The sequence below is a fragment of the uncultured Cyclobacterium sp. genome, from assembly GCF_963976465.1.
Classification (GTDB): domain Bacteria; phylum Bacteroidota; class Bacteroidia; order Cytophagales; family Cyclobacteriaceae; genus Cyclobacterium.
Map to the genome: position 1 here is coordinate 18,209 of NZ_CAXBOC010000001.1, position 21,719 is coordinate 39,927.

Sequence of the window (21,719 nt, forward strand, 5' to 3'; positions counted from 1 at the left end):
GTATATAATAATAGTTACAAAAGCAGGCTTTAAGGAATTACTGCTTTTTTACGTCAGTTACTTCCACGTCAAATATTAAAATAGAGTTAGGTACAATTACTGCTCCTCTTTGACTAGGCCCATAGGCTAGTGGAGAAGGAATCAATAACTTGGCTTTTGAACCCTTTTTTAACAATTGAAGACCTTCATCCCAACCCGGAATAACCATTCCTTGGCCTACACTGAATGTAAATGGTTCGTAAGGTCTTCCTTCTGTATAGGTTCCTGCATCTTTGGCTTTGCTTTCAATACTGGTATCGAATACAGTACCATCAAGCACATAACCGGTATAGTTTACAGAGATTTCGTCTCCTTGTTCTATTTGTGCACCTGAACCTTCTTTCTCTATGACGTAATAAACACCTGATTCTGTCTTGTCAGCGTCCAAATTATTTTCAGAAATATAGCTTTCTATGGATTGGATATCATCTTCCAATTGAACTTTAGCTTCTTCAGCCTGTTTTCTTTGTCCTTCGGCAGCGAGGTCATTGAAGTAGTCTTGGAATACTTCTTCTTCCAATACATTTACCACACCTATCTGTATGGTTACTGTTTCGTCATTTTCCAAGAATGGAGGCACGCCCTCAGGAGTGAAGATTTTTTCTGCAGTAGAAGTAATTACGATACTGTCACCATTGTTAAGATTTAGGAAAATCTCATCAACGCCTGTTCTGGCTGTTGCAGTATCTAAATGCTGCAAATAAGGAGGCATTGGCTGATCATAACTGGAAATAAACAAGGAGTCACTTCCGGTTTTGGCAGTAAAGTGGTAAACGACAAATTCTCCGTCTTTGGTTTCTTTGTCACCTTGTGATACATATCGGTATTCTATTCCGTCCGAGGTTGTTTCTGTTTTCTCACAAGAGTACAACAGGGAACTAGATGCCAACACCAAGGCACCAAAAACTAAATTATTGATTTTTTTCATCGACTAATTCTAATTGATTAAATAAGATTTGTTTGTTTTCTTTTATTAATTCTTTAAACCGATCTACGGTTTGTTCTAAATTTACATCTGAAATACCGCCGGAAGCATTTTTATGACCACCTCCATTAAAGTATTTGGCTGCAAATTTATTTACAGATACGTCTTCAGCAGAACGAAAAGAGATTTTGACTCCATCTTTCCTTTCTGTAAATAAGGCTGCTATTTTAATTCCATCCAAAGAAAGGGCATAATTTACAAGACCTTCTGTATCTCCGGTTTGGGATTGGTATTTCCTCAGGTCCTTTTTACTTATAGCAAAAAAAGCAGTGTTAAGTTCCGGTAAAATAGTCAACCTTCTGGTAAGGGCAAATCCTAAAAATTTTAGTCGATTTACTGAGTAAGTATCATATATTAACCGAGCAATCTTGGAGTTGTCAGCCCCCAGATCGATTAATTCCGCTGTTACTAAATGTACATTTTTGGTGGTATTGGGATGTCTGAACCCTCCTGTATCGGTCATGATGCCCGAATAAAGGCATTCAGCAATGTCCTTATCGATTAGATCTCTATCCCCTACCTTTACCATTAAGTCATACAATAACTCACAAGTAGCTGCTGCTTCAGTGCTGCAAAAGCTGAAATCCGCAAAGTCTTCCGGTTCCTGATGGTGGTCTATATTGACAATATAAGCTTTGGATTGACGCACGGAATCTTCCATTTTTTGAAGTCGACTAAGACAACAGAAGTCCAAGCAGAATATAATATCTGCCTCAGCAATCAATTTTTCAGCTTTCTCAACTTGCTCAGGGTCTTCATAATTTATCACTTCATCATTCCCTTTCATCCAATGAAGGAAAACAGGATAATCTGACGGCGTAATTACTTCTACCTGGTGTTTTTTCTTATTTAAATAGCCGGCTAAAGCTAATGAAGATCCAAGCGCATCTGCGTCAGGTTTATGATGGGTTGTGATTATAATCTTTTTGGACGAAGCTGAAGAAATCTGTTCTTTAAATAGATTTATATTCTGCATGTGTAATAATTGAGTACCGTATTTAAAAAACACAGATGACAAAGTTCCATATAATTTTCTGAAATTCCCAATTCCTATTTTATCGAAAGATAGACTTTATTTATTATCTGTTTTAAACTTTCGCACTTTAACTTAAAAGGATTAATTTTACAGCCATAACTAATAATCCAAATAAAATTTTATGGCTAACAATAGAACGTTTACAATGATCAAGCCTGATGCCTTCGGTGCTGGGAATTCAGGAGCAATCTTAAAAATGATTGAAGAGGCAGGATTCAAAATCATTGCTTTGAAAAAAACCCAATTGAATGAAGAATTGGCTGGAGAATTTTACAAAGTTCATGAAGAAAGACCCTTTTACAGCGCATTGTGTAAGTATATGTCTTCAGGGCCCATTATTGCTGCAATTTTAGAAAAAGACAATGCCATTGCCGATTTTAGAAAATTAATAGGCGCGACCAATCCTGATGATGCTGAGGAAGGCACCATTAGAAAATTATATGCTACCTCCATTGAAGCCAATGCTGTTCATGGATCCGACTCTGATGAAAATGCTGAAATCGAAGGAAGCTTCTTTTTTAATGCATTTGAAAAATAAAGTGAATTTGTTTTCTATCCCTCTCGGATTCTGAGAGGGATAGAAAAATTTAAGATTTTTTAACAATTGCTGTTGATTCATCAGATTAAAAATCAAAGCCTTAAAGGATTTTTTTTAAATTGGCAACAGATAAACCTGATATGCCATGAAAAAACTAATTTCTTCGCTATTTTTTCTGTTAACCCTTGCTACCCTAAGTTTTTCTCAAGCGTCTTTACCTAGAATAAAAATCGCTGACAATCAAAGGTTTCTTGTTACTGAAGATGGCAGCCCCTTTTTTTGGATGGCAGATACAGCCTGGGAGTTATTCCATAGATGTGATGATGAGGAGATAGACTACTACCTAAATAAAAGAGCAGAACAAGGGTTCAATGTAATTCAGGCGGTCGCTCTGGCAGAAATTGATGGATTAAACAGCCCAAATGCCTTGGGAGAGACCCCTTTATTTGAAAATGACCCCACTCAACCAAATCCCCGCTATTTTGATTATATCGCTGAAGTATTGAAAAAGGCAGAGGCTAAAGGCTTATATGTTGCCTTGCTGCCGACTTGGGGAGATAAGGTCTTTAAGAAGGGTTGGGGTGTAGGCCCTGAGGTTTTTAATGTGGAGAATGCGGAGGTATTTGGTAGGTGGATAGGCAATCGATTCAAGGATTTCACTAATGTGATATGGGTTATTGGAGGGGATAGAAACCCAAGAGAGAACAGCACAGATATTGATATATGGCGTGCAATGGCCAAAGGTATTGCCAGCCAGACCGGAGGCAATGAAAACACCCTGATGACCTTTCACCCCCAGCCTTCAGCTCCGGGAGGGTCAAGCAATTGGTTTCATCAAGACAAGTGGCTGGACTTTAATATGCATCAAACGGGCCCTTGCCCGAATCAAGCGACCTATAAAAAGATCACACATGATTATAATCTAATACCCATTAAACCCACCATTGATGGGGAACCACTTTACGAAGATCATCCCAATTGTTTTAAGCCGGAGGAATTGGGGCACAGCATACCGGAGGATATTCGCAGAATTATGTATTGGAATGTTTTTGCCGGCGGATTTGGTCAGTCCTATGGCTGTCATGCAGTCTGGCAGATGTTTACGCCGGAGCGGGAAGGAATCAACTTTCCCTTGAGACCATGGAAAGTTGCCTTGGACCTCCCCATGGCTACACAAGTTCAACACCTCAAAAATTTGATGTTGAGTAGGCCTTTCTTAACCAGGATCCCGGATCAGAACATGGTGGTTGATAAACAGGAAGATGATGAAAGTTATGTAATAGCTACCAGAGATCAGGAGGGAAGTTATGCGATGATCTATATTCCCACCGGAAAAACAGTCACCTTAAACACCTCCATCATGAAATCCAAAACCTTGAAATGTTCATGGTATGACCCACGAACAGGTGCCTGGACTGATGCCGGATTTGTCAGCAGTTCTCCATCATTTACTTATACGGCGCCAAGCTCAGGCGGAAAGGGACACGATTGGGTGATGGTTTTGGATGCCATTTAGTCGGACTTCCTTGCTTCCTTATTTTCACTTTTTTTCTTGAAAAACACTTGCCTCACCCATCTGGGTAAAAAGATGGCCCCTAACAATAGATAGGGATAATAAGAAAACATCCGCCAAAGTATACTGGTGACAAAGGTATAACCGGTCAGGAATTCGTTGAAGAACTGTGTAAAGAAAAACTCTGCTGTTCCACTACTTCCGGGAGTTGGGCTGATCATCATTACGATCCACATGATAATCTGCCTTGCAAAAACGACCACGTGTTCGAAAACCGAAAGTGTTTCAAAGGCAGATATTAGGGCGTTGAGCATCAAGTACCTTGAAGACCAAATGAAAACGGTGGTAAGGATAATAATCAGCCAATATTTGAAATTCTTCCCTTTGAGTTCTTTGCTAGCCTCAATGATTTGATCCCCATAATTATTGGCCTGATATTTCCATTTTCGAAGCCATTTGATTGAAAATAACCTGAGCATTATCCACTTGAAGACCCTTGGACGGTAAAATAATGCCAGGGCCATTAATACTGAATAAATGGTGTACAAGGTATAACTTCCCCAAAACAGGTATTCCATGCTTGAGCCCAATCTCATTTCCAGTACTCTGCTTTCAGGGAAAATATAGCCCTGGGCTAAAAACAAAATGATGGGCGCACCTAAGACAAAGAATAAATTGTCCATAATGGCTGTCAGCATGGTGAAAGCCAAAGCTTTCCCTAGGGGAATGCCTTCTTTATTTAGGATAAACACAGCTACAGCCGTTCCCCCAACAATAGAAGGAGTCACTGCTGAGGCAAATTCCCACAAAATGATTACATATATGGCCCTGGACCAAGTCAAGTGTTTATTGGTTACTTCCCTGATCCGAAAAACGTAGCCGGCATCCCGTAGGACGATAAAAACCATTGCCAATAATATGGACCAAATTGAAGCATCAAAAACTCCTCTTAAAGTTTGGGCATTTACAGTCGGATCCATGTAAAACATGGCAAAGACTATGGCGATCCCAATAAACACAGGAACCCAAACCTTATTTGGATTTAAGGTTTTAAATACTTCCCTATTGTCTAATTTCATAAGTTTTCTAAAGGTATAGCTTCTAATCGTTCTACCCAGAAATTGTTAAAACCCTCTCCTATTTTTATTGTCACCAACGTAAGCTGAAGGAGCTCTAAAATGGCTAAAAAAGTATAGATAATAAAAATTTTATCTGGATTCAGGACAATAAAATCTGAAAAAGGGATTCTGGGATTTTCTTCCAGTCGATCTAAAACCAATGATTTTTGTTGTTCTATGGAATAGGGATATTGAATCACCGTATGCTTTGTGGTATCCTGGCTATGGGCATATTTCGTCAAAACCCTTTGGTACACTTTTAATAGGCGATACAGGTCAAGGTCTTGGAGTTCGGCATCCACCTGATCGATTTGATTGATCTGCTTTAGCTCTTGCACCACATTGCCTCTAGCAAATTTGGACATCCTTTCCTCTTCCATACTTGCAAGTTCGCCAACTACGGACTTGTATTTTTTATATTCCAATAAATGCTTAATTAGATCTTCCCGGGGATCTATTTCTTCTCCATCTTCATTAAGTTCAGGCCTGGGGAGTAGCATTTTCGATTTCACTTTCATCAAAGTGGCTGCAAATAATATAAATTCACTGGCCACTTCAATTTCCATTTTTTCCAGATGGTGAATATAATCAAGAAAATCATTGGTGATTTTAGATATGGGAATATCATATATATCCAGTTCATCACGCTCAATGAAAAACAGCATAAGGTCAAATGGCCCTTCGAATAAAGGTAATTTGATTTCGAAACTCACTGGATAAGATTATTTTTTGTTATTTTTGTATTTCTTATTGTGTTCAAAGATATCACATATCTTGTTAAATCAATAGGCATGTCAATAATTTCCATAAAGGTATGGAGGCCTGAATAATTATTGGTAATATTAAACATTATATCCTATGAATAGGTTATAGTTTTCTGTAAATGAAGATAAGTATATGCAAATAGAACCTGGAAAATTACTTAGAGGAATCCATTACCCGGAAGACCTTAAAAACCTCAGTAAAGACCAATTGGTTCAAATCTGTGATGAATTGAGACAGTTTATCATTGACCATGTTTCTGTTTATGGAGGTCACTTTGGTGCTGGCTTAGGCGTCGTAGAACTTACTGTAGCATTGCATTATGTGCTCAATACTCCTGATGATCAGTTGATTTGGGATGTGGGCCATCAGGCCTATGGACACAAGATCCTTACCGGCCGTAGAAATGACTTTCATACCAATAGACTATACAAGGGCCTATCCGGATTTCCCAAAAGGAAAGAAAGTCCTTTTGATTCTTTTGGCGTAGGACATTCCAGTACTTCCATCTCGGCTGCTCTGGGAATGGCCATGGCTTCAAAATATAAGGGGGATACCAAAAGGCAACATGTGGCCGTAATAGGTGATGGTGCGATGACAGGAGGAATGGCCTTTGAAGCAATGAATCATGCCGGTGTTTCAGACAGTAATATGGTGATTATCCTCAATGACAATTGCATGTCTATTGACCCTAATGTTGGGGCATTGAAGGATTACCTTACAGACATCACCACCTCCCATACTTATAACAAAGTGAAGGACGAAGTATGGCACCTGTTGGGTAAAATCAGTAAATTCGGATTCAGTGCTCAAGATGTAGTTTCAAAAGTGGAGGGAGCCATAAAATCTGCCTTGCTGAAACAAAGCAACTTATTTGAGTCCTTAAACTTGCGCTATTTCGGACCGGTAGATGGGCATGATGTAAATCATCTGGTGGAGGTACTCAATGACCTTAAAGATATTCCGGGACCAAAGATTCTTCATTGCATAACCGTAAAGGGTAAAGGCTTTGCCCCCGCAGAAAAAGACCAAACCAAATGGCATGCTCCGGGGAAATTTGATAAAATTACCGGAGAAATTGCTAAGAAAATACCTACTACTCCCCAAGCACCCAAATACCAGGATGTATTTGGACACACCTTGGTGGAGCTGGCAGAAAAGAATGATAAAATCGTAGGGGTTACTCCTGCAATGCCCTCCGGATCTTCCATGAATATCATGATGAAGGCTTTTCCTGATCGATCATTTGATGTGGGAATAGCAGAACAACATGCAGTTACTTTTTCCGCAGGACTGTCTACTCAGGGCTTGGTTCCCTTTTGTAATATTTACAGCACCTTTATGCAGCGGGCATATGATCAGGTGATTCATGATGTTTGCCTTCAAGATTTGCCGGTTGTGCTTTGCCTGGATAGGGCGGGGTTTGCCGGTGCAGATGGGCCTACTCACCATGGTGCCTATGATTTGGCTTATTTGCGTTGTGTACCTAATCTTGTGGTTAGCGCCCCTATGAACGAAGAGGAGTTGCGAAACCTAATGTTTTCAGGTGCGGAACACCAGGCCCCTTATGCCATCAGGTATCCAAGAGGTCAGGGTGTTATGCCTGATTGGAAAAAACCGCTAAGGAAAATACCAACAGGTCAGGGAAGGATAATTACCGAAGGTAAAGACATTGCCATACTAAGTATTGGGCATATTGGTAATTATGTGCTCGACAATGCGGAGAAGTTTGAATCTTTGGGACTAAGCGTTGCCCATTATGACATGCGTTTTGTCAAACCTCTTGACGAGTCATTGCTGCATGAGGTTTTTGGTAAATTTGACAAAGTGATCACGGTGGACCACGGTTATCAGGCAAGAATAAAACGTTTGGGCATACCTGATAAAGTCATCGAACATGGAGAGCAAATAGAATTGCACCATGAATGCGGTTTTGATGCTTCCGGAATCCTGCAAACGGTGAAAGATATGATGAACCTAAATGTGGAAGATAAAATTAAGATTTGAAAATACCAGTTTTATTATAGATGAGGAAATCCGGCCGGTTTCCTCATTTTTTTTTAAATTGGACCCATGTATTAGTAATTTAATCCGCTACTTCCATGTCCGATATAATAAACCCAAGAAGGGAATTTTTGAAGAAAGCTACGGCGGCATCTGTTGCGCTGACTCTTAGCCGGCCGTCATTTACAAAACCCTTAGAAAAGAAAAAGAATAAGCTTCCACAATGGCGAGGCTTTAATTTGCTGGATTTTTTTAACCCCATTCCCGAAAAAGGACGGAAGACAAAACCTGCTTATTATAAATACATGGCCGATTGGGGTTTTGATTTTGCCAGAATTCCTATTTCCTATCCAAGTTATTTGTCCTTTGATCGAAGCAAGCCCATACGTCCGGATGAGGTACTTCAATTCAATAACAAAATACTGGATGAGATTGATGAAATTGTTCACAATTGCCACCAACAAGGATTGCATGTTAGTTTAAATCTACACAGAGCGCCTGGGTTTTGTATCAATGCAGGTTTTAGAGAGCCGTACAACCTTTGGGAGGACGAGGAAGCTTTGGAAGCCTTCTGTGCCCACTGGGAAATGTGGGCCAAACGCTACAAAAATATATCTTCTAAGAAGTTAAGTTTTGATTTGGTCAATGAACCGTACAAAAGACTTGACCCGAATGACCAGCATTCGCCGGGCGGTCCTGTGCCGATAAATGAATATAGGAAAGTGGCAGAGGCTGCGCTGAAAACAATTAAAGGCGTCAATAAAAACCGATTGGTCATTGCAGATGGAAATGGAGGTGGAGGCATGGCTATTCCTGAATTTGCTGATTTGGATTTGCACCAAAGTTGCCGGGGTTACTTTCCCATGCATATTTCCCATCACAAAGCACCTTGGGTTTTTAAAGATCCTGAAAGCCTGTCGGAGCCCAATTGGCCGGGCATGCACAATGAGCGGCATTATGGCAAAGCAGACTTGGAAAAACATTACGCACCTTGGATTGCTTTGCTGGAGCAAGGGGTAGGTGTTCACTGCGGAGAGTTGGGTTGTTACAACCAAACTCCCCATAAAGTCTTTTTATTCTGGTTTGGGGATATTTTAGACATTTTGGATGACAATGGAATAGGTTTTGGTTTATGGGAGTTTTCCGGCTCTTTCGGCCTGCTTAACTCCGGAAGGACAGATATAGCATATGAAGATTGGTACGGAGAAAAATTAGATAGGGAATTGTTAAATTTATTGATGAAATATGCCTGAGATATCCTATTGGAAAAAAGGAGAGGGCCAACCGCTCGTTTTGCTTCCCGGTTTTTGCGAAACAAAAGAAATGTGGACAGATTTTGTGGAGCCACTATTGAGAAGTTGTGAAGTCTGGTGCCCTGATTTGCCGGGATTTGGTAGCAGCGATGCCTATAAAGGTGACTTTACCATTTCAGATATAGGAAAAGAACTGGCCCAGTGGATGCTAACCAATAATATAGGCCATGCAAGCCTAATAGGTCACTCCCTTGGTGGTTATTTGGCCCTGGAAATGGCACAACTGCCAAATCTCAACTTAAGTGGGTTGGGATTGTTTCATTCCACGGCATACCCAGACAGTGAAGAGAAAAAGGATAATAGGGAAAAGACAATAGAATTTGTGAACAAGCACGGGGTAAATAAATTTATCAGCTCCTCATTGCCACTGCTGTTCAAAAGAGAAAATAGGGATCGTTGCAAGGGAGCCATTGACCAACTTATAGCACATGCCAGCCTACTTTCCCGAGACAGTATCATAAATTACCTGAAGGCCATGCGGGACAGAGATGACAATAGGGAAACTCTTGCAGCCTTTCCAAAACCAAAACTGATGATCTGTGGGGTTGAAGACACTGCCGTATCCCTAGCAGACAGCCTGAACCACAAGAAGCTTGTCGATCAGTTCTGTCAACTTTCGGATTGCGGACATATGGGAATGTTTGAGCAAAAGGAAAAAACGCAAGCTGCCATTTGCGATTTTATGGAAAGCTTGAAAAGCTAGTAGGTAGCCCTTCCTCCGGATAAATCAAACACAAAACCGGTATTAAAACTGGCTTCCTCAGATAGTATCCAACTGGCAATAGCAGCTGCTTCATCTACAGTACCAAGGCGCTGCATGGGGATTTTTGAAGCCATATATTCTAATTGCGCCGGATCGGTGTCTTTGTTCATGGCAGTAAGAATAACCGCAGGGGCCAAACCATTGACTGTGATTCCGGAGGTGGCATATTCTTTCCCTAAAGCCTTTACCAAGCCTATTACTCCTGCTTTGGTGGCAGAATATCCCACCATATTTGGGTTTCCTTCTTTACCGGCAATGGAAGCGATAAGGAGAATTCTACCATATTGGGCCTTCTCCATATATTTTAAGGCATATTTGGCAGTTAAAAAAGAGCCCCTCAAATTGACATTATATATTTTGTCAAATTCCTCAGTAGCATAATCGGTTATTTTTATTTGGGTAGGACCTACTATTCCTGCGGAATTTACCAGTATGTCAAGTTTTCCGAAATGACTGATGCTTGCATGATAAGCATCTTGTACTGCAGCTTCATTGGAAATGTCCACGACAAAAGCTTTTACCGGTAGGCCTGCTTCTTGCCATTCCTTTTCTAAGGCAAGTAGTTTGTCCTGATTGAAGTCCCAAAGCGCAATACTTGCACCTTCAGCAGCCAATCTTTCGGCAATGGCTTTGCCTATGCCATCTGCAGCTCCGGTAATTACTGCCACCCTATTGTTATATCTAGACTTTGTCATTGAAATTATTTTTGGAATTTCTACTTTTAAAATTAAGAAAGTGCTGATGAATATTTCTTATGGCTAAATTAGATTTAAGAAAAATTTATAAGCCACAGCCTCATTTTTTTGTTTTCTGCCACAATATTTACGACAATTATTTTAAATTACTAAAAGAATTATATCGGCTTAGAATTTCATTTCTTTAATTATAATAAATTCTTGGGTCTTAAGAACGCCGGGGTTTTGTTCAAAATGTAGGAAATAAGTATAATTGAAACAAGTTTGCTTAAGGAGATTTTAGCTGAATTTAAACTTAACGGGAATGTTTTGAGTTTGATCTATTAACTATACAATAAGAAAATATAGCAGAATACCAATTGACAAAATAACCTGATAATAATTGACTAAAGTTTGTTGAAAGACTTTAAGTTATTGAAAATTAACCTGTTAATGACTTCGTTAATCTTGGGGTCACTTAAACTCAAACTTTTATGAAAAAGTCCAGACACTTAATTGTTCTAATCTTACTCCTATCTTTTACCTCCTGTAGCTCACTTAGTTCCATGAACCCAATAAGTTTACTTACAGGAAACAAATGGAAGCTTGCCGGAATGATGGGCAAAGCCCTAGATTTTGGAAAATTTGCTGATGCTTTACCAATGCTAAGTTTTATGGACGGTGGTAAGTTGAGTGGTTTCACCGGTTGTAATAATTTTTCCGGAAATTTTAATTTGGATGGAAAAAGCCTTTCACTAGACCCCGGTGCAATGACCAAAAAAGCATGTCAGGGTTCAGGAGAAAATGAATTTTTGAATGCACTTTCCATGGTAAGTGATTTTAAAGTAAGCAAAGATAATTTGGCATTGATGGATGGAGCCAAGGAACTTCTGCGTTTTGTTCCAGAAAATTAAATCCAACTACCTATTTTCAATTCAAGAAATAGGTATTGGTCCTATTAAAGCAGCTTATTGCTAGTTTTGGGTTTTAATTAATATATGGGTTTTTTAAATTGTAGCGGATACCAGTTGCTTTATTTCTAAATAAAATGTTTACCCCTTTATTACCTATCTATCACCTGAATTAATCATTGGAATGAAATAAAAGGCTTAGTTGCCAGAATAAGGGCTTTGGTGCTTCCTGTCTTCCATAGCAATTACCCTTTAACCGGATCGTAATTTTAAAAATGAAAGAGAGATCAGATTATCCGTCCAAAAAAAAGACCATCAGTGAATGGGTTCACGTTTACGGCGATTACCTATATAGTTGGGCTTATCATAAAACGAGCTGCAATGAGACGGCAGAGGACCTGGTTCAGGAAGTATATTTTGCTGCATTCAAAAACTATGACAAGTTTGAAGGAAGAAGTAGCCCCAAAACCTGGTTGTTGAAAATTCTGAATAATAAAATAATTGATCACTACAGGAAGTTGTCCAATAATGAAGGCAAGCAAGAGGATGCTACTAGCCAGTTTACCGATTCATTTTTTAACCCTATAGGAAACTGGAAGGCAAATGGACTTGAGGAGGCATGGGTAGCCGAAGAGCATTTGTTGGATAATGAGGCCTTTAATGAGGTGATGGAGATTTGCATGAATGATCTGCCGGCCAAATGGAGGCTGGCAATTTTGTCCAAGTTCTTGCTCGAAAAAGAAGCTGTAGCAATTTGTCAGGATTTGGATCTCACGACGTCTAATTATTGGCAGGTGATTCACAGGGCCAAATTACTTTTAAAGAAATGTTTGGAAGTCAACTGGTTTGCCAAAAATTAATACCTAAGCATATTTATGGAAAAATTGATGAGTCGTATGCTACTTTCATGCAAGGAAGCAACCTTTTTGGTAGAAAAGCAAATGGAATCTTCTCTGACTTTTATGGAAAAGTTCAGGTTAAGCATCCATTTGAAGCTCTGTAAAGTTTGCAGTGCCTACCAGCATCAGAGCGAAACCATAAACAATGCCTTGAAAAAATGGACCGAAGGCAGTGTTTTGTCAAAAGAACTCCCCTCAAAAGTTAAATCAGAAATTATAAAAGAAATTAATCGCTAAAATATTTTGATGATTTTGTCAGGAAGCTAACAAGTTTGCGTCTATTTGATTATCACAGTGAAATGCTATTGAAGAGAAAGGAATAAAGTCTTTTTTCACTCAATGTATTTATGAAAATCAAAATAGACTTAATATGGACTTAAGTACTTTTCAAAAAGAACTGAATCACAACAACCCATTTGATTTTTCTGCATTAAAGGCAGTCTTTTTAAACTGCACATTAAAAAAATCACCCGTAAACTCTCATACAGCAGGACTAATCAGCATGAGTGAGCGTATCATGCATGCCAATGGTATAGCAACTGAAATCATCCGTCCGGTAGACCACCAAATTGCTTTTGGCGTTTATCCCGACATGACAACGCATGGCTGGGACAGGGACGATTGGCCGGGAATCCAAGAAAAAGTAATGGAGGCAGATATTTTGGTCATAGGTAGTCCTATTTGGCTTGGAGAAAAATCTTCTATTGCCTCTCTCGTGATAGAACGTTTGTATGGCTACTCCGGAAAAATGAATGACAATGGCCAATATGCCTACTATGGGAAAGCCGGCGGCTGTTTGATTACAGGTAATGAAGATGGAATCAAACATTGTGCGATGAATATTTTATACAGTCTTCAACATTTAGGCTATGTCATTCCACCACAGGCAGATGCAGGCTGGATAGGGGAAGCCGGGCCGGGCCCTTCCTATTTGGATGAAAATTCCGGTGGACCGGAAAATGACTTTACCAATAGAAATACCACTTTTATGACTTGGAACTTGATGCATCTGGCCCATATGCTTAAGCAGGGAGGAATACCCGCTTATGGGAATCAAAGAGACGCTTGGGACAATAGGTCAAGTAAAGATCATCCAAATCCGGAGTACCGCTGAGTTTGGATAGCTATTGTGCCATCAAAATAAATACTATTATTCACCTATTAATCAAACCCAAACCACTGTAATTATGGGAAATTTACGTTTACTAAAATTTTATCTGTTTATTGCTTCGTTTTTTTTAGCCATCACTTGTGCCAAAGCACAGCAAACAAGTATTCCTGAAAAAGATCAATATTTTGATTTGGCTTTTGGTATGGGAGAAAACAGCCTTACCAGTTATTCCCTGTCTTGGAATAAGAATTATGGACTCTTCTCCTCAAAAAAATTAAGGTTAGGTTATGGTATTCGCTTTTCCGGACTAAACGGTAAAGAAATAAATTATATCACTGCTCCTGCAAACCTAACAGGGGATGATGCCACCATTGACACCTTGTATATGGGAAAAGCCAATACCATGGCTTTGAATGCAATGATAAATATCCAATACCAATTTCACCCGAAAATAAAACTCGGATTTAATATCGAGGCCATAGGTCTCGGTTTTGGCGGGGAGCAAAGTGCCAATTTTATCAGTTCAGAAAACACAGGTCAGTTTCCACAAAACCTAAATGCAAAACCTACCTCCTTTAACTTGCTATTGGTGGGGGACAATGATATTGGTCAATTGAAATCCGAATTTTACCTGGCATATGCTGTTGCTGAAAAAGCATGGCTCAGGGCAGGTTTCGACATGACCTTTTCAGAATATACGAGCAATCAGGTGCTGACCAATGAAAACGATAGGTTCAGAAACAAAGCTACACTGTTTTTTGTAGCAGTTTCCTACAATCCCTTCAAGTGATTAACAATTAACCCATAGTTATCATGAAATCTTCGATTTTCATCCTCCTGTTTTATTGGTTTTTGGCGCCAAATGTAGTTGCCCTTGAACCGGAACCTGGCGACAACCTGGAAGAATCTTACATTAAATTCAATATTCGAAATCTTGGATTAAATGTGGAAGGCGCTTTTAAGTCCTTTAAAACCAAGGTGCAATACAATGAATCTCAACCTGAAAAAAGTAGCTTTTCGGCAGAAATTCAAAGTAATTCTATAGATACAGGCATCACCAAGCGAGACAATCACCTTAAAAAGCCTGAGTACTTCGATGTAGCCCAATACCCTACCATTAGCTTTAAGTCTACAAAGGTATCAGCAGTGGGAGAAGATGAGCTCAAGGTTTTTGGTGACTTAACAATAAAAGGGAAAACACTCCCAATAACCCTAACTGTGTCCATTATAAACAAAGGATCAGTAAGGGAATTTAGTATCGAGGGCGAACTCGACCGAAGAGATTATAAGGTTGGGGGGAGCAGCTGGGTAATGTCCGATGATGTCTACTTAGACCTTCTTATTGTGAATTAATGTTCAGCTTAATTGCTTGCTTCAGATTCCTATTGCTTTAACCCCTTTTCCTTGCAAATTGCTTGTAAGCACCACCCCTTGCTGACAATGACTAGCTAAAAGCTTAATATAATGTCTATAATGTTGAAGTGCTATATTGCCATCATCCTGTTTTTTGCTTTGGTTCCCGAAGCTGAATCCAGACAGTCAAAGCAAGACAGTACAATATTTAAGGCTTTGCCTTTGGCCTATTTTACCCCTGAAACAAGGATTGCGGCAGAGGGCTTTGCATTTTATAGTTTTTATGCCAAAGAAAGCAAAAGAAAGTCCAATTTGCGGATGTTTGTTACCTACACCCAAAACAAGCAGTATTTACTAATTCTGCCTTGGCAAGTATACACCTCAGGGGATCAATATTTCTTGAACGGTAGCATTGACTATCGCAAATTTCCTGAATATTATTATGGATTGGGAAATAATACCAAGGAGACCTCGAGGGCACTTTATGCATTTAAAGCCCTTACATTTAAGAGTAAAAGTTATAAAAGGCTAAAAAAAGACACCTATATTGGTCTGGCACTTCAAGGTCAATGGCTGAAACCGAAATTTCCGGAGATGGAACTCCTTTTTGAGGATGTTTTGGAGGAGAATGGAAGAGAAGGATACGGCTATATGGGCTTTGGACCAGCTGTGATGTGGGACAAAAGGGATCATATTTTATCCCCTTCTTCCGGAAGCTTTGTTGAGTTTAGTCCTTTAATTGGTGTAGGGAAAAGCAATCATTCTGCGATTAATTTTGGTTTACTAAGTTTGGACATGAGGCATTATTTGGCACTTGCTGACAATATTACCTGGGCCAATCAATTTTTGACCCAGTTGTCTTTCGGTGAAGTTCCATTTCGGACTTTACCAACCTTGGGAGGACCATTTCTTCATAGGGGATACTATCAAGGAAGGTTTAGGGACAACCATTCTGCAATCCTCCAGTCTGAATACAGGCATCATGTGATCGGGAGGTTTGGTTTTGTCGTATTTGGTTCTGCAGGAAGGGTATACAAAAGCTTACAGGAAAAATTATATAAAAACATACACCTTGCCGCCGGTGGAGGCCTAAGGGTGCGTATAAGTAAAAAAGACAGGACCAATGTAAGGTTGGATTACAGCTTTACTTCTGATTCACGTGGTTTCTACATTTATTTTGCAGAGGCTTTTTAAAACAATGAAATTTAAAAGTAACTTCATCACCAAACTGACCCACTGGGAATATTGGCCAACCTGGTTGGTTTATTCTCCTGTCGTATTTTATTACCTGTTACTTTCAGCAAAGGCCAGGTCTTTCTTTTTCTTCACCCTAACCAATCCGGATATGGAAATGGGAGGGCTTTATAACTGCAGCAAATTCCGGCAACTTCGTAAACTCCCACCTAACTTAATTCCAAAAACAGTTTTTCTCAAACCGGGAACTTCGGTGGAAGTCGCCCTTGAAGCCCTTTCTAATGTAGGCATTAAATTTCCCTTGATCGCAAAACCAGACAGGGGAGAAAGGGGCACGGCAGTGAAGGTCATTAGAGACAAGAAGGGCTTGGCAGCCTATCTGGAACATAGCAAGGCAGATATTCTATTGCAGGAATTTATCCAAACGCCTTTTGAGGCAGGGGTTTTTTATTACAGGCTCCCTACTGAGGAAGCAGGGAATATACCTTCCATAGTATTGAAGGAATTTTTGACCGTAGTGGGTGATGGTAAAACTAGCCTTAAAGATTTGGTTGATGAATCTCCTCGAGGTAGACTCGTAAGCAAAAATCTATTCAAAGGCGATGGTCCGAATCCTAAGGAGATTTTGCCTTTAGGAAAAGAAAGAATACTTGAGCCCATTGGCAATCACAATAGAGGAACCAAATTTATCGATGGAACAAAATTAAGTAACCCTACCCTAGTCCGGTTTTTTGATAAGTTGAGTCTTCAGCTAGACAGCTTTTATTATGGAAGGGTAGATTTAAAGGCCAATTCTGTGGAAGATTTTGTTCAAGGTAGAGGAATTAAGGTCTTGGAGATAAATGGGGTGAATGCGGAGCCGGCGCATATTTATGACCCTAACACAAAGCTGTGGGAAGGGATCAAAACACTATTAAAACATTGGAGCTTGATCTATGAAATCAGTAATAAAAATGGTGCGTCAAAGCATTCAACTACCTCATTAAAAGAAGCTTGGGAGCATTATGTGCAAAGGGAAAAAATAAAAAAATGACGGGATTTTGTCAGGTTTGATGGCCAGATACGTCTATTTTAAAGAATGGTTTTATACTGTAATCGAAATTAGGATTCCGAATATTGAATTATGAAAGCTGAATGTAAACAGAACCTTAAACAAATTTCCCGTCTTTTGGAAAAGCTAAGCGCCCAGCAATACAATTATAAGTCTAAATTTCTTTCAGGAGCCACCATAGGTCAACACATTCGGCATATTCTTGAATTTTATATTTGTATTAGAGAAGCCGTGGATTCAAAAATGACGGCGATCAATTATGACAAAAGAAAACGAGATAATTCAATAGAAGAGGATCCTAAAATAGCCTTAGCTGCCGTTGACAATTTTGTACAGTTTTTAGAGGGAGAAAATTTTTCGGGTGATGCGTCTCTCGTTACCAATTTTTCCCTTTTGGATGATTGTGAATGCGTTATTCCATCTTCTTTTCTAAGGGAGTTGGTTTATTGTCTGGAGCATAGCATACACCACCAGGCTTTGATTAAAATTTCCCTTTTAGATCAAGGACTTGTGCATTTGGTAGATAGCGATTTTGGTGTAGCACCTTCCACTACAAAATCCCGACTTGCCAAAGCAGGCAAGCAGTAGCAATTTTTTTTATTCATTCAGTGACCAATTGTATTTTTTGAAAGAAATTTTAGCTTCTTTGCTCAGTTTATTATCAGCATATTGATTGATAAATTCTGCTAAACTACCGTTTCGGGTAAAATCTTCCTTAAACCAAGAAAATAGTGGTGACAATTCCGCTTGTTTATTGGCCAGGGTGTTGTGCTTGGGATTATTGATGAATGCATGGGCAGCTTGCTCCAATTGTGCCTCTAAATTATTGGCTGTGTAGGCCTGGTTCATTAATTGGGGGCAAGAGATAGAAGCACAGTTTATGGCAAAATGAATTCTTGGTTCATTGAATTCTTTTCTCAGGATTTTATGTTCTATTTCATCCAGGCTTGCCGGTTTACCTCCTATTTCAAAGAACTCCAGATGCCATACGGTATTGACAATCGGTATGCTTAGCTTTGGTCCAATGTCTTTGATACTTTTTACGGGATAGTGATTGAGGATCAATTTAATGGTGAATGCATTGTAGGTATTGATCCAATAAGCCAACTGCTCTTGTTCCGACCAGGTTTCCCTATCAGGAGGATTGGTGCTGAGCAAAGTCAAATAAGCATCTAATTTATCCACATCAGCATTAAATCCTTTATAGTCTACCTTTCCCTGCTCGCTTACGTGGGCTTGAAGGAGCTTGTCAAAAGATGCGTGGCTAGGTGGATTTGTACCTGATTGCCCCAACCCGGAACTTCCACAAGAAAGGTTGATCAAAAGAATGCTGTAGTAAATAAACAGTTTTATCATGATAGCTTGGGCTGTCAGTGAATAAGTTGGTTTGAAAGCTCCATCAAGTCTTCTGCTACAAAATCATTCTTTGAGGAGAGTGGATAATTTGATTTTCCTACCCTTTTGATAAAAGCAGTCTGTAATCCTGCTCTGGCAGCACCCAGCAAGTCCCAAGGATGTGCAGCAATCATCAAGGCTTTATCTGCAGAAATTTCCATTTTGTCAAGGACATACGCATAGGTGGAGGGGTGTGGTTTAAATTTACCTACACTCTGAATGCTAAATATTCTATCAAACAACGGGCTGATGCCGGCAAATTTTAACTGTTCATTGACAGTTTCCAGGGTGCCATTGCTAAGAGCAACTATAATAAAACCTGCATTTTTTAAGCGTTGTAGGCCTTCAAAGACTTCCTCATGTGAAGAAAGCTTTTTAAATTCACTTAAAATTATTTCTCGTTTTTCAGCTGAAAGCGCTTTGTCATAATTTTCGGCAGTCATTTCCAAACATGCATCAGCAATTTGAGAGAAATCAGCAAAATCACCGGATACAGTTTCCACTAATGAATAATGCAATAAAGATTGAAACCATTTGCCTGCTGCCTCAGGGTTTCCTATTTCTTTATTTATTGCAGTCTGCACTGCTTTTGTATCTAGCAGGGTTTCATTCACATCAAATATTAACAATTGGGGTGAGGAAGACATAATTTTCTATTTTAGCGGGTGGCTATAAATTGTCTGTAGGGATTAATTAACTTTTTCGCCTTTGTTTAGCCATATTCCCCACATCTTATTGTAGGTATGGACTTTGTTGGTCGGCAAGGTGTCTGCTTGAAACACGGGATTGTTTTCATTTACCCAATGAAAAATTCCTCCATAAAGGTTATATACTTTACTAAAACCATTTTGTTTTAATATTTTTCCAATTTCTTGACTTCGGGCACCAATTGAACAATAGACAACTATGGTGCTGTCCTTTGGAATTCCATTTACCGAAGAAATGTCAAAAGTTTCATACCCTACCCATTGAGCCCCTTTCAAGTGGCTTACCTCAAATTCGTTTGCTTCACGGGTGTCTAATACTATGGCATTATTGATGAGTTCCTTTTGTTCGGGATAAACCAAATCAAAATTTTGATCATAAGTGCTTTTAAGCAAAGCCTTATAAGCCAAGCTTTGTCCATAGCCTTTTTCCACCGGAAAGGAGGATGCCAATAAACATAGGGAAAGAATGTAAAAAACTTTCATGGAACTAGAACAAAACTTTAGTCCCAATAATTTCTAAATTTTTAAAAATTTATCCCTCTTTATAAATGCTTACCAACCTACATAGGGTGGAGCAGCTATGCCTTTAAGTTTCAGGTATACCAAACACTGCGCACGGTGGTGTACTTGATGCCCACGCAATAAATAAAAAATATTTTCTTTGGTCATGTTTTCATTGCCAAAGACGATCTTTTCATCCAGTTGGATTTTTTCTGCATTTTTAATTAACCCCAATACATAATTATTTGCCAGTGAAAGCAGCTCCATGGTTTCTTTTTTATCGATGGAGTCTTTATTTTCTTTGTTATAAAAAGATTTTTTTGCCCATTGATTTTGGCGGTAAGATAGCTGATATTGTCCACGATATGCAGTAGCTGATCCCTAAAAGACATGGACTCAGGGCTTGGCTTGTAATCATAAAGTTCGGCGGGCATGGCTTCTGCTACAAGCTGTGAATAATCCATATTGCGTTGCCAAACCTCAGGGTACTGGTCGGAAAAATACATTTGTGCTTTTAAGTCTGAAATGCCCATAATAGAAACCAATAATACAAATTGAATGATTAACTTTCCTTTCATAACGGGGGACAATAAAAACATCTTTGGGTTAAAATGCAATGCTTAGGGCTAATCGAGCAGGATTATTTATGGCTTTGTGCTTTAACAGAGAAGGTAATGGTTCTTCAATTACCTGCATGTACCGCTTCAAAAAACAGTCTGATACCACCCTCCCAGTGAAAGTTCGGGACAGGCATCACAAAGCCTATCGCATAATCCGAGCTCGAATTAAAACCGATGCGTTGAGATTCTCGTTTCTTAAATAAATTACACTGTATGAATTTCAAACCGCTTAGGTTTTCTTCGTTTTTAATTTTCTTATTACTATTCATGTCCGGATGTTTCTCATTTAGGGAGAGCGACAAAAGTCTCTACCGGTTGATGGAGAAGAAGGCCATTACTTTTGAAATAAATTATTTGGAGGAATATCCTTTGCGCTGGTTATGGTACGAAAATACTGACAAGGAGGCGCCTATATTGCTGTTTATCCATGGTGCACCTGGTTCTTCTTCAGCTTTTCTTTCCTATATTCAGGATGACACCTTAAGGGAGCAATTTTCTATTTTAATCATTGATCGGCTAGGGTATGGTTATTCAGATTATGGCAATTATCAAGCGATTCCCCGGCAATTCGAAGCCATCGACAACTTAATGAATAAAGCACGCACCAACAATCAGCAGGTCTTTACAGTAGGACATTCCTATGGAGGAACCATCGCCGGCTATATTGCCATTCGGGATCCGAAATGGCTCACAGGCAGTGTAATGATCGCGCCGGCCATAGATCCTGAGCAGGAAAAATACTTTTGGTTTGGAAAGTTGGCTTGGTATAAAAGTACCCGATGGATGGTTTCTAAGTCTTTAAGGGTTGCGGCAGATGAGAAATATTCCCATGAAGAAGAGCTTAGAACATTCGTAAATCAATGGGATAAAATAAACTCCCCAATATTGCACATCCATGGTGACAAGGATGGCTTGGTGCCTTATGGTAATATAAATTTTTCAATACAAAACATTCCAAAAAAATGGTTGGAAGTTAAAACCATTCCGGGAGAAGGCCATCTGATTCCTTTTACAGAGAAAGAACTAATGGTAAGTGAAATTCTAAAATTTATTGACTCCAATTAAATGAATAGATTTAAGGAAATACAGTTTGTAAAGATAACTTGGCTTTGGTGACTTAAATCACTTATTTTCTGTAGGGTAACCATTATTTTTATTATATTAAATGTATGAATCCTTCTAAGGGATCTGCTGTTTTTCAAAAATTCTTTTTCAATAAAAATAATTGTATC

General features: G+C 39.2%; 26 protein-coding genes. 15 read left to right on the forward strand and 11 right to left on the reverse strand.

From position 1 onward, the window contains the following. Window positions 1-37: 37 nt before the first annotated feature. Window positions 38-967 (reverse strand): FKBP-type peptidyl-prolyl cis-trans isomerase, encoded by a 930-nt coding sequence (locus AAC037_RS00085; protein ID WP_339900710.1) that lies wholly within the window; start codon window positions 965-967, stop codon window positions 38-40. Next, window positions 951-2,000, reverse strand: a complete 1,050-nt coding sequence (locus AAC037_RS00090) for a bifunctional oligoribonuclease/PAP phosphatase NrnA (RefSeq protein WP_339900711.1) — start codon at window positions 1,998-2,000, stop codon at window positions 951-953. Before AAC037_RS00090 ends, AAC037_RS00085 begins: the two co-directional genes overlap by 17 nt. A gap of 181 nt (window positions 2,001-2,181) precedes the next feature. On the opposite strand from AAC037_RS00090, the gene AAC037_RS00095 reads away from it, so the two are divergent. Together AAC037_RS00095 and AAC037_RS00100 are read left to right on the forward strand one after the other, a co-directional pair. Next, window positions 2,182-2,598, forward strand: a complete 417-nt coding sequence (locus AAC037_RS00095; protein WP_339900712.1) for a nucleoside-diphosphate kinase — start codon at window positions 2,182-2,184, stop codon at window positions 2,596-2,598. Between the two features lie 145 nt (window positions 2,599-2,743). Continuing rightward, window positions 2,744-4,114, forward strand: coding sequence for a glycoside hydrolase family 140 protein (locus tag AAC037_RS00100; protein WP_339900713.1), 1,371 nt, complete (start codon window positions 2,744-2,746; stop codon window positions 4,112-4,114). Here the strand turns inward: AAC037_RS00100 and AAC037_RS00105 are convergent. Then, window positions 4,111-5,190, reverse strand: coding sequence for a lysylphosphatidylglycerol synthase transmembrane domain-containing protein (locus AAC037_RS00105; RefSeq protein ID WP_339900715.1), 1,080 nt, complete (start codon window positions 5,188-5,190; stop codon window positions 4,111-4,113). The genes AAC037_RS00100 and AAC037_RS00105 overlap by 4 nt on opposite strands. After that, complete coding sequence (locus tag AAC037_RS00110; RefSeq protein WP_339900716.1) at window positions 5,187-5,942, reverse strand: segregation/condensation protein A; 756 nt, start codon at window positions 5,940-5,942, stop codon at window positions 5,187-5,189. Before AAC037_RS00110 ends, AAC037_RS00105 begins: the two co-directional genes overlap by 4 nt. A 184-nt stretch (window positions 5,943-6,126) precedes the next feature. Here AAC037_RS00110 and dxs point away from each other — a divergent pair, with 184 nt between their 5' ends. From dxs to AAC037_RS00125, 3 genes are all read left to right on the forward strand, one after another. Beyond that, window positions 6,127-7,998 carry a 1-deoxy-D-xylulose-5-phosphate synthase gene (gene dxs, locus AAC037_RS00115; RefSeq protein WP_339900718.1) on the forward strand — a complete coding sequence of 624 codons (1,872 nt, stop codon included), beginning with the start codon at window positions 6,127-6,129 and terminating at the stop codon, window positions 7,996-7,998. A 95-nt stretch (window positions 7,999-8,093) separates the two neighbouring features. Then, the gene (locus tag AAC037_RS00120; protein ID WP_339900719.1) at window positions 8,094-9,248 is read left to right on the forward strand and encodes a cellulase family glycosylhydrolase; all 1,155 of its coding nucleotides are present in this window, start codon (window positions 8,094-8,096) and stop codon (window positions 9,246-9,248) included. Next, window positions 9,241-10,011, forward strand: coding sequence for an alpha/beta hydrolase (locus AAC037_RS00125; RefSeq protein WP_339900720.1), 771 nt, complete (start codon window positions 9,241-9,243; stop codon window positions 10,009-10,011). The genes AAC037_RS00120 and AAC037_RS00125 overlap by 8 nt, the downstream gene beginning before the upstream one ends. Here AAC037_RS00125 and AAC037_RS00130 read toward each other — a convergent pair. Beyond that, window positions 10,008-10,766 (reverse strand): SDR family NAD(P)-dependent oxidoreductase, encoded by a 759-nt coding sequence (locus AAC037_RS00130; protein WP_339900721.1) that lies wholly within the window; start codon window positions 10,764-10,766, stop codon window positions 10,008-10,010. The genes AAC037_RS00125 and AAC037_RS00130 overlap by 4 nt on opposite strands. 473 nt (window positions 10,767-11,239) lie before the next feature. Here AAC037_RS00130 and AAC037_RS00135 point away from each other — a divergent pair, with 473 nt between their 5' ends. From AAC037_RS00135 to AAC037_RS00175, 9 genes are all read left to right on the forward strand, one after another. Beyond that, window positions 11,240-11,659, forward strand: a complete 420-nt coding sequence (locus tag AAC037_RS00135) for an META domain-containing protein (protein ID WP_339900722.1) — start codon at window positions 11,240-11,242, stop codon at window positions 11,657-11,659. Between the two features lie 272 nt (window positions 11,660-11,931). Then, on the forward strand, window positions 11,932-12,516 hold the full coding sequence (locus AAC037_RS00140; RefSeq protein WP_339900723.1) for a sigma-70 family RNA polymerase sigma factor: 585 nt from the start codon (window positions 11,932-11,934) through the stop codon (window positions 12,514-12,516). Window positions 12,517-12,531: 15 nt separating this feature from the next. Beyond that, complete coding sequence (locus tag AAC037_RS00145; RefSeq protein ID WP_339900724.1) at window positions 12,532-12,792, forward strand: hypothetical protein; 261 nt, start codon at window positions 12,532-12,534, stop codon at window positions 12,790-12,792. Between the two features lie 133 nt (window positions 12,793-12,925). After that, the gene (locus tag AAC037_RS00150) at window positions 12,926-13,669 is read left to right on the forward strand and encodes a flavodoxin family protein (protein ID WP_339900725.1); all 744 of its coding nucleotides are present in this window, start codon (window positions 12,926-12,928) and stop codon (window positions 13,667-13,669) included. Window positions 13,670-13,742: 73 nt separating this feature from the next. Then, complete coding sequence (locus AAC037_RS00155; protein ID WP_339900726.1) at window positions 13,743-14,456, forward strand: hypothetical protein; 714 nt, start codon at window positions 13,743-13,745, stop codon at window positions 14,454-14,456. Window positions 14,457-14,479: 23 nt separating this feature from the next. Further along, window positions 14,480-15,019, forward strand: coding sequence for a YceI family protein (locus AAC037_RS00160; protein WP_339900727.1), 540 nt, complete (start codon window positions 14,480-14,482; stop codon window positions 15,017-15,019). A 111-nt stretch (window positions 15,020-15,130) separates the two neighbouring features. Further along, window positions 15,131-16,213, forward strand: a complete 1,083-nt coding sequence (locus tag AAC037_RS00165) for a BamA/TamA family outer membrane protein (protein ID WP_339900728.1) — start codon at window positions 15,131-15,133, stop codon at window positions 16,211-16,213. Window positions 16,214-16,217: 4 nt separating this feature from the next. After that, a complete protein-coding gene (locus AAC037_RS00170) occupies window positions 16,218-17,246 on the forward strand; it encodes a hypothetical protein (RefSeq protein ID WP_339900730.1) in 1,029 nt (342 codons plus the stop codon). A gap of 135 nt (window positions 17,247-17,381) precedes the next feature. Next, window positions 17,382-17,852: a hypothetical protein gene (locus tag AAC037_RS00175; protein WP_339900731.1), complete on the forward strand. Its 471-nt coding sequence runs from the start codon at window positions 17,382-17,384 to the stop codon at window positions 17,850-17,852. 9 nt (window positions 17,853-17,861) lie between these two features. Here AAC037_RS00175 and AAC037_RS00180 read toward each other — a convergent pair whose 3' ends face one another. From AAC037_RS00180 to AAC037_RS00205, 6 genes are all read right to left on the reverse strand, one after another. Beyond that, on the reverse strand, window positions 17,862-18,620 hold the full coding sequence (locus tag AAC037_RS00180) for a DUF547 domain-containing protein (RefSeq protein WP_339900732.1): 759 nt from the start codon (window positions 18,618-18,620) through the stop codon (window positions 17,862-17,864). A gap of 14 nt (window positions 18,621-18,634) precedes the next feature. Continuing rightward, window positions 18,635-19,306 (reverse strand): haloacid dehalogenase type II, encoded by a 672-nt coding sequence (locus AAC037_RS00185; protein ID WP_339900733.1) that lies wholly within the window; start codon window positions 19,304-19,306, stop codon window positions 18,635-18,637. Window positions 19,307-19,348: 42 nt separating this feature from the next. Continuing rightward, complete coding sequence (locus AAC037_RS00190; RefSeq protein WP_339900734.1) at window positions 19,349-19,849, reverse strand: rhodanese-like domain-containing protein; 501 nt, start codon at window positions 19,847-19,849, stop codon at window positions 19,349-19,351. Window positions 19,850-19,918: 69 nt separating this feature from the next. Next, window positions 19,919-20,101, reverse strand: coding sequence for a DinB family protein (locus AAC037_RS00195; RefSeq protein WP_339900735.1), 183 nt, complete (start codon window positions 20,099-20,101; stop codon window positions 19,919-19,921). Beyond that, window positions 20,092-20,445, reverse strand: a complete 354-nt coding sequence (locus tag AAC037_RS00200; RefSeq protein ID WP_339900736.1) for a hypothetical protein — start codon at window positions 20,443-20,445, stop codon at window positions 20,092-20,094. The genes AAC037_RS00195 and AAC037_RS00200 overlap by 10 nt, the downstream gene beginning before the upstream one ends. Before the next feature lie 104 nt (window positions 20,446-20,549). Further along, entirely contained in the window at window positions 20,550-20,756 is a 207-nt protein-coding gene (locus AAC037_RS00205; RefSeq protein WP_339900738.1) for a hypothetical protein, read from the reverse strand. Between AAC037_RS00205 and AAC037_RS00210 the strand changes: the two genes are divergently transcribed. Next, complete coding sequence (locus AAC037_RS00210) at window positions 20,755-21,552, forward strand: alpha/beta hydrolase (RefSeq protein WP_339900739.1); 798 nt, start codon at window positions 20,755-20,757, stop codon at window positions 21,550-21,552. The two genes, AAC037_RS00205 and AAC037_RS00210, sit on opposite strands and share 2 nt — an antisense overlap. Window positions 21,553-21,719 lie beyond the last annotated feature (167 nt).

Coding starts and splice junctions, on each gene's coding strand:
- AAC037_RS00085 (WP_339900710.1), bottom strand. CDS start 967: ATGAAAAAAATCAATAATTTAGTTTTTGGTGCCTTGGTGTTGGCATCT.
- AAC037_RS00090 (WP_339900711.1), bottom strand. CDS start 2,000: ATGCAGAATATAAATCTATTTAAAGAACAGATTTCTTCAGCTTCGTCC.
- AAC037_RS00095 (WP_339900712.1), top strand. CDS start 2,182: ATGGCTAACAATAGAACGTTTACAATGATCAAGCCTGATGCCTTCGGT.
- AAC037_RS00100 (WP_339900713.1), top strand. CDS start 2,744: ATGAAAAAACTAATTTCTTCGCTATTTTTTCTGTTAACCCTTGCTACC.
- AAC037_RS00105 (WP_339900715.1), bottom strand. CDS start 5,190: ATGAAATTAGACAATAGGGAAGTATTTAAAACCTTAAATCCAAATAAG.
- dxs (WP_339900718.1), top strand. CDS start 6,127: ATGCAAATAGAACCTGGAAAATTACTTAGAGGAATCCATTACCCGGAA.
- AAC037_RS00120 (WP_339900719.1), top strand. CDS start 8,094: ATGTCCGATATAATAAACCCAAGAAGGGAATTTTTGAAGAAAGCTACG.
- AAC037_RS00125 (WP_339900720.1), top strand. CDS start 9,241: ATGCCTGAGATATCCTATTGGAAAAAAGGAGAGGGCCAACCGCTCGTT.
- AAC037_RS00130 (WP_339900721.1), bottom strand. CDS start 10,766: ATGACAAAGTCTAGATATAACAATAGGGTGGCAGTAATTACCGGAGCT.
- AAC037_RS00135 (WP_339900722.1), top strand. CDS start 11,240: ATGAAAAAGTCCAGACACTTAATTGTTCTAATCTTACTCCTATCTTTT.
- AAC037_RS00140 (WP_339900723.1), top strand. CDS start 11,932: ATGAAAGAGAGATCAGATTATCCGTCCAAAAAAAAGACCATCAGTGAA.
- AAC037_RS00145 (WP_339900724.1), top strand. CDS start 12,532: ATGGAAAAATTGATGAGTCGTATGCTACTTTCATGCAAGGAAGCAACC.
- AAC037_RS00150 (WP_339900725.1), top strand. CDS start 12,926: ATGGACTTAAGTACTTTTCAAAAAGAACTGAATCACAACAACCCATTT.
- AAC037_RS00155 (WP_339900726.1), top strand. CDS start 13,743: ATGGGAAATTTACGTTTACTAAAATTTTATCTGTTTATTGCTTCGTTT.
- AAC037_RS00160 (WP_339900727.1), top strand. CDS start 14,480: ATGAAATCTTCGATTTTCATCCTCCTGTTTTATTGGTTTTTGGCGCCA.
- AAC037_RS00165 (WP_339900728.1), top strand. CDS start 15,131: ATGTCTATAATGTTGAAGTGCTATATTGCCATCATCCTGTTTTTTGCT.
- AAC037_RS00170 (WP_339900730.1), top strand. CDS start 16,218: ATGAAATTTAAAAGTAACTTCATCACCAAACTGACCCACTGGGAATAT.
- AAC037_RS00180 (WP_339900732.1), bottom strand. CDS start 18,620: ATGATAAAACTGTTTATTTACTACAGCATTCTTTTGATCAACCTTTCT.
- AAC037_RS00185 (WP_339900733.1), bottom strand. CDS start 19,306: ATGTCTTCCTCACCCCAATTGTTAATATTTGATGTGAATGAAACCCTG.
- AAC037_RS00190 (WP_339900734.1), bottom strand. CDS start 19,849: ATGAAAGTTTTTTACATTCTTTCCCTATGTTTATTGGCATCCTCCTTT.
- AAC037_RS00200 (WP_339900736.1), bottom strand. CDS start 20,445: ATGAAAGGAAAGTTAATCATTCAATTTGTATTATTGGTTTCTATTATG.
- AAC037_RS00210 (WP_339900739.1), top strand. CDS start 20,755: ATGTCCGGATGTTTCTCATTTAGGGAGAGCGACAAAAGTCTCTACCGG.
- AAC037_RS00205 (WP_339900738.1), bottom strand. CDS start 20,756: ATGAATAGTAATAAGAAAATTAAAAACGAAGAAAACCTAAGCGGTTTG.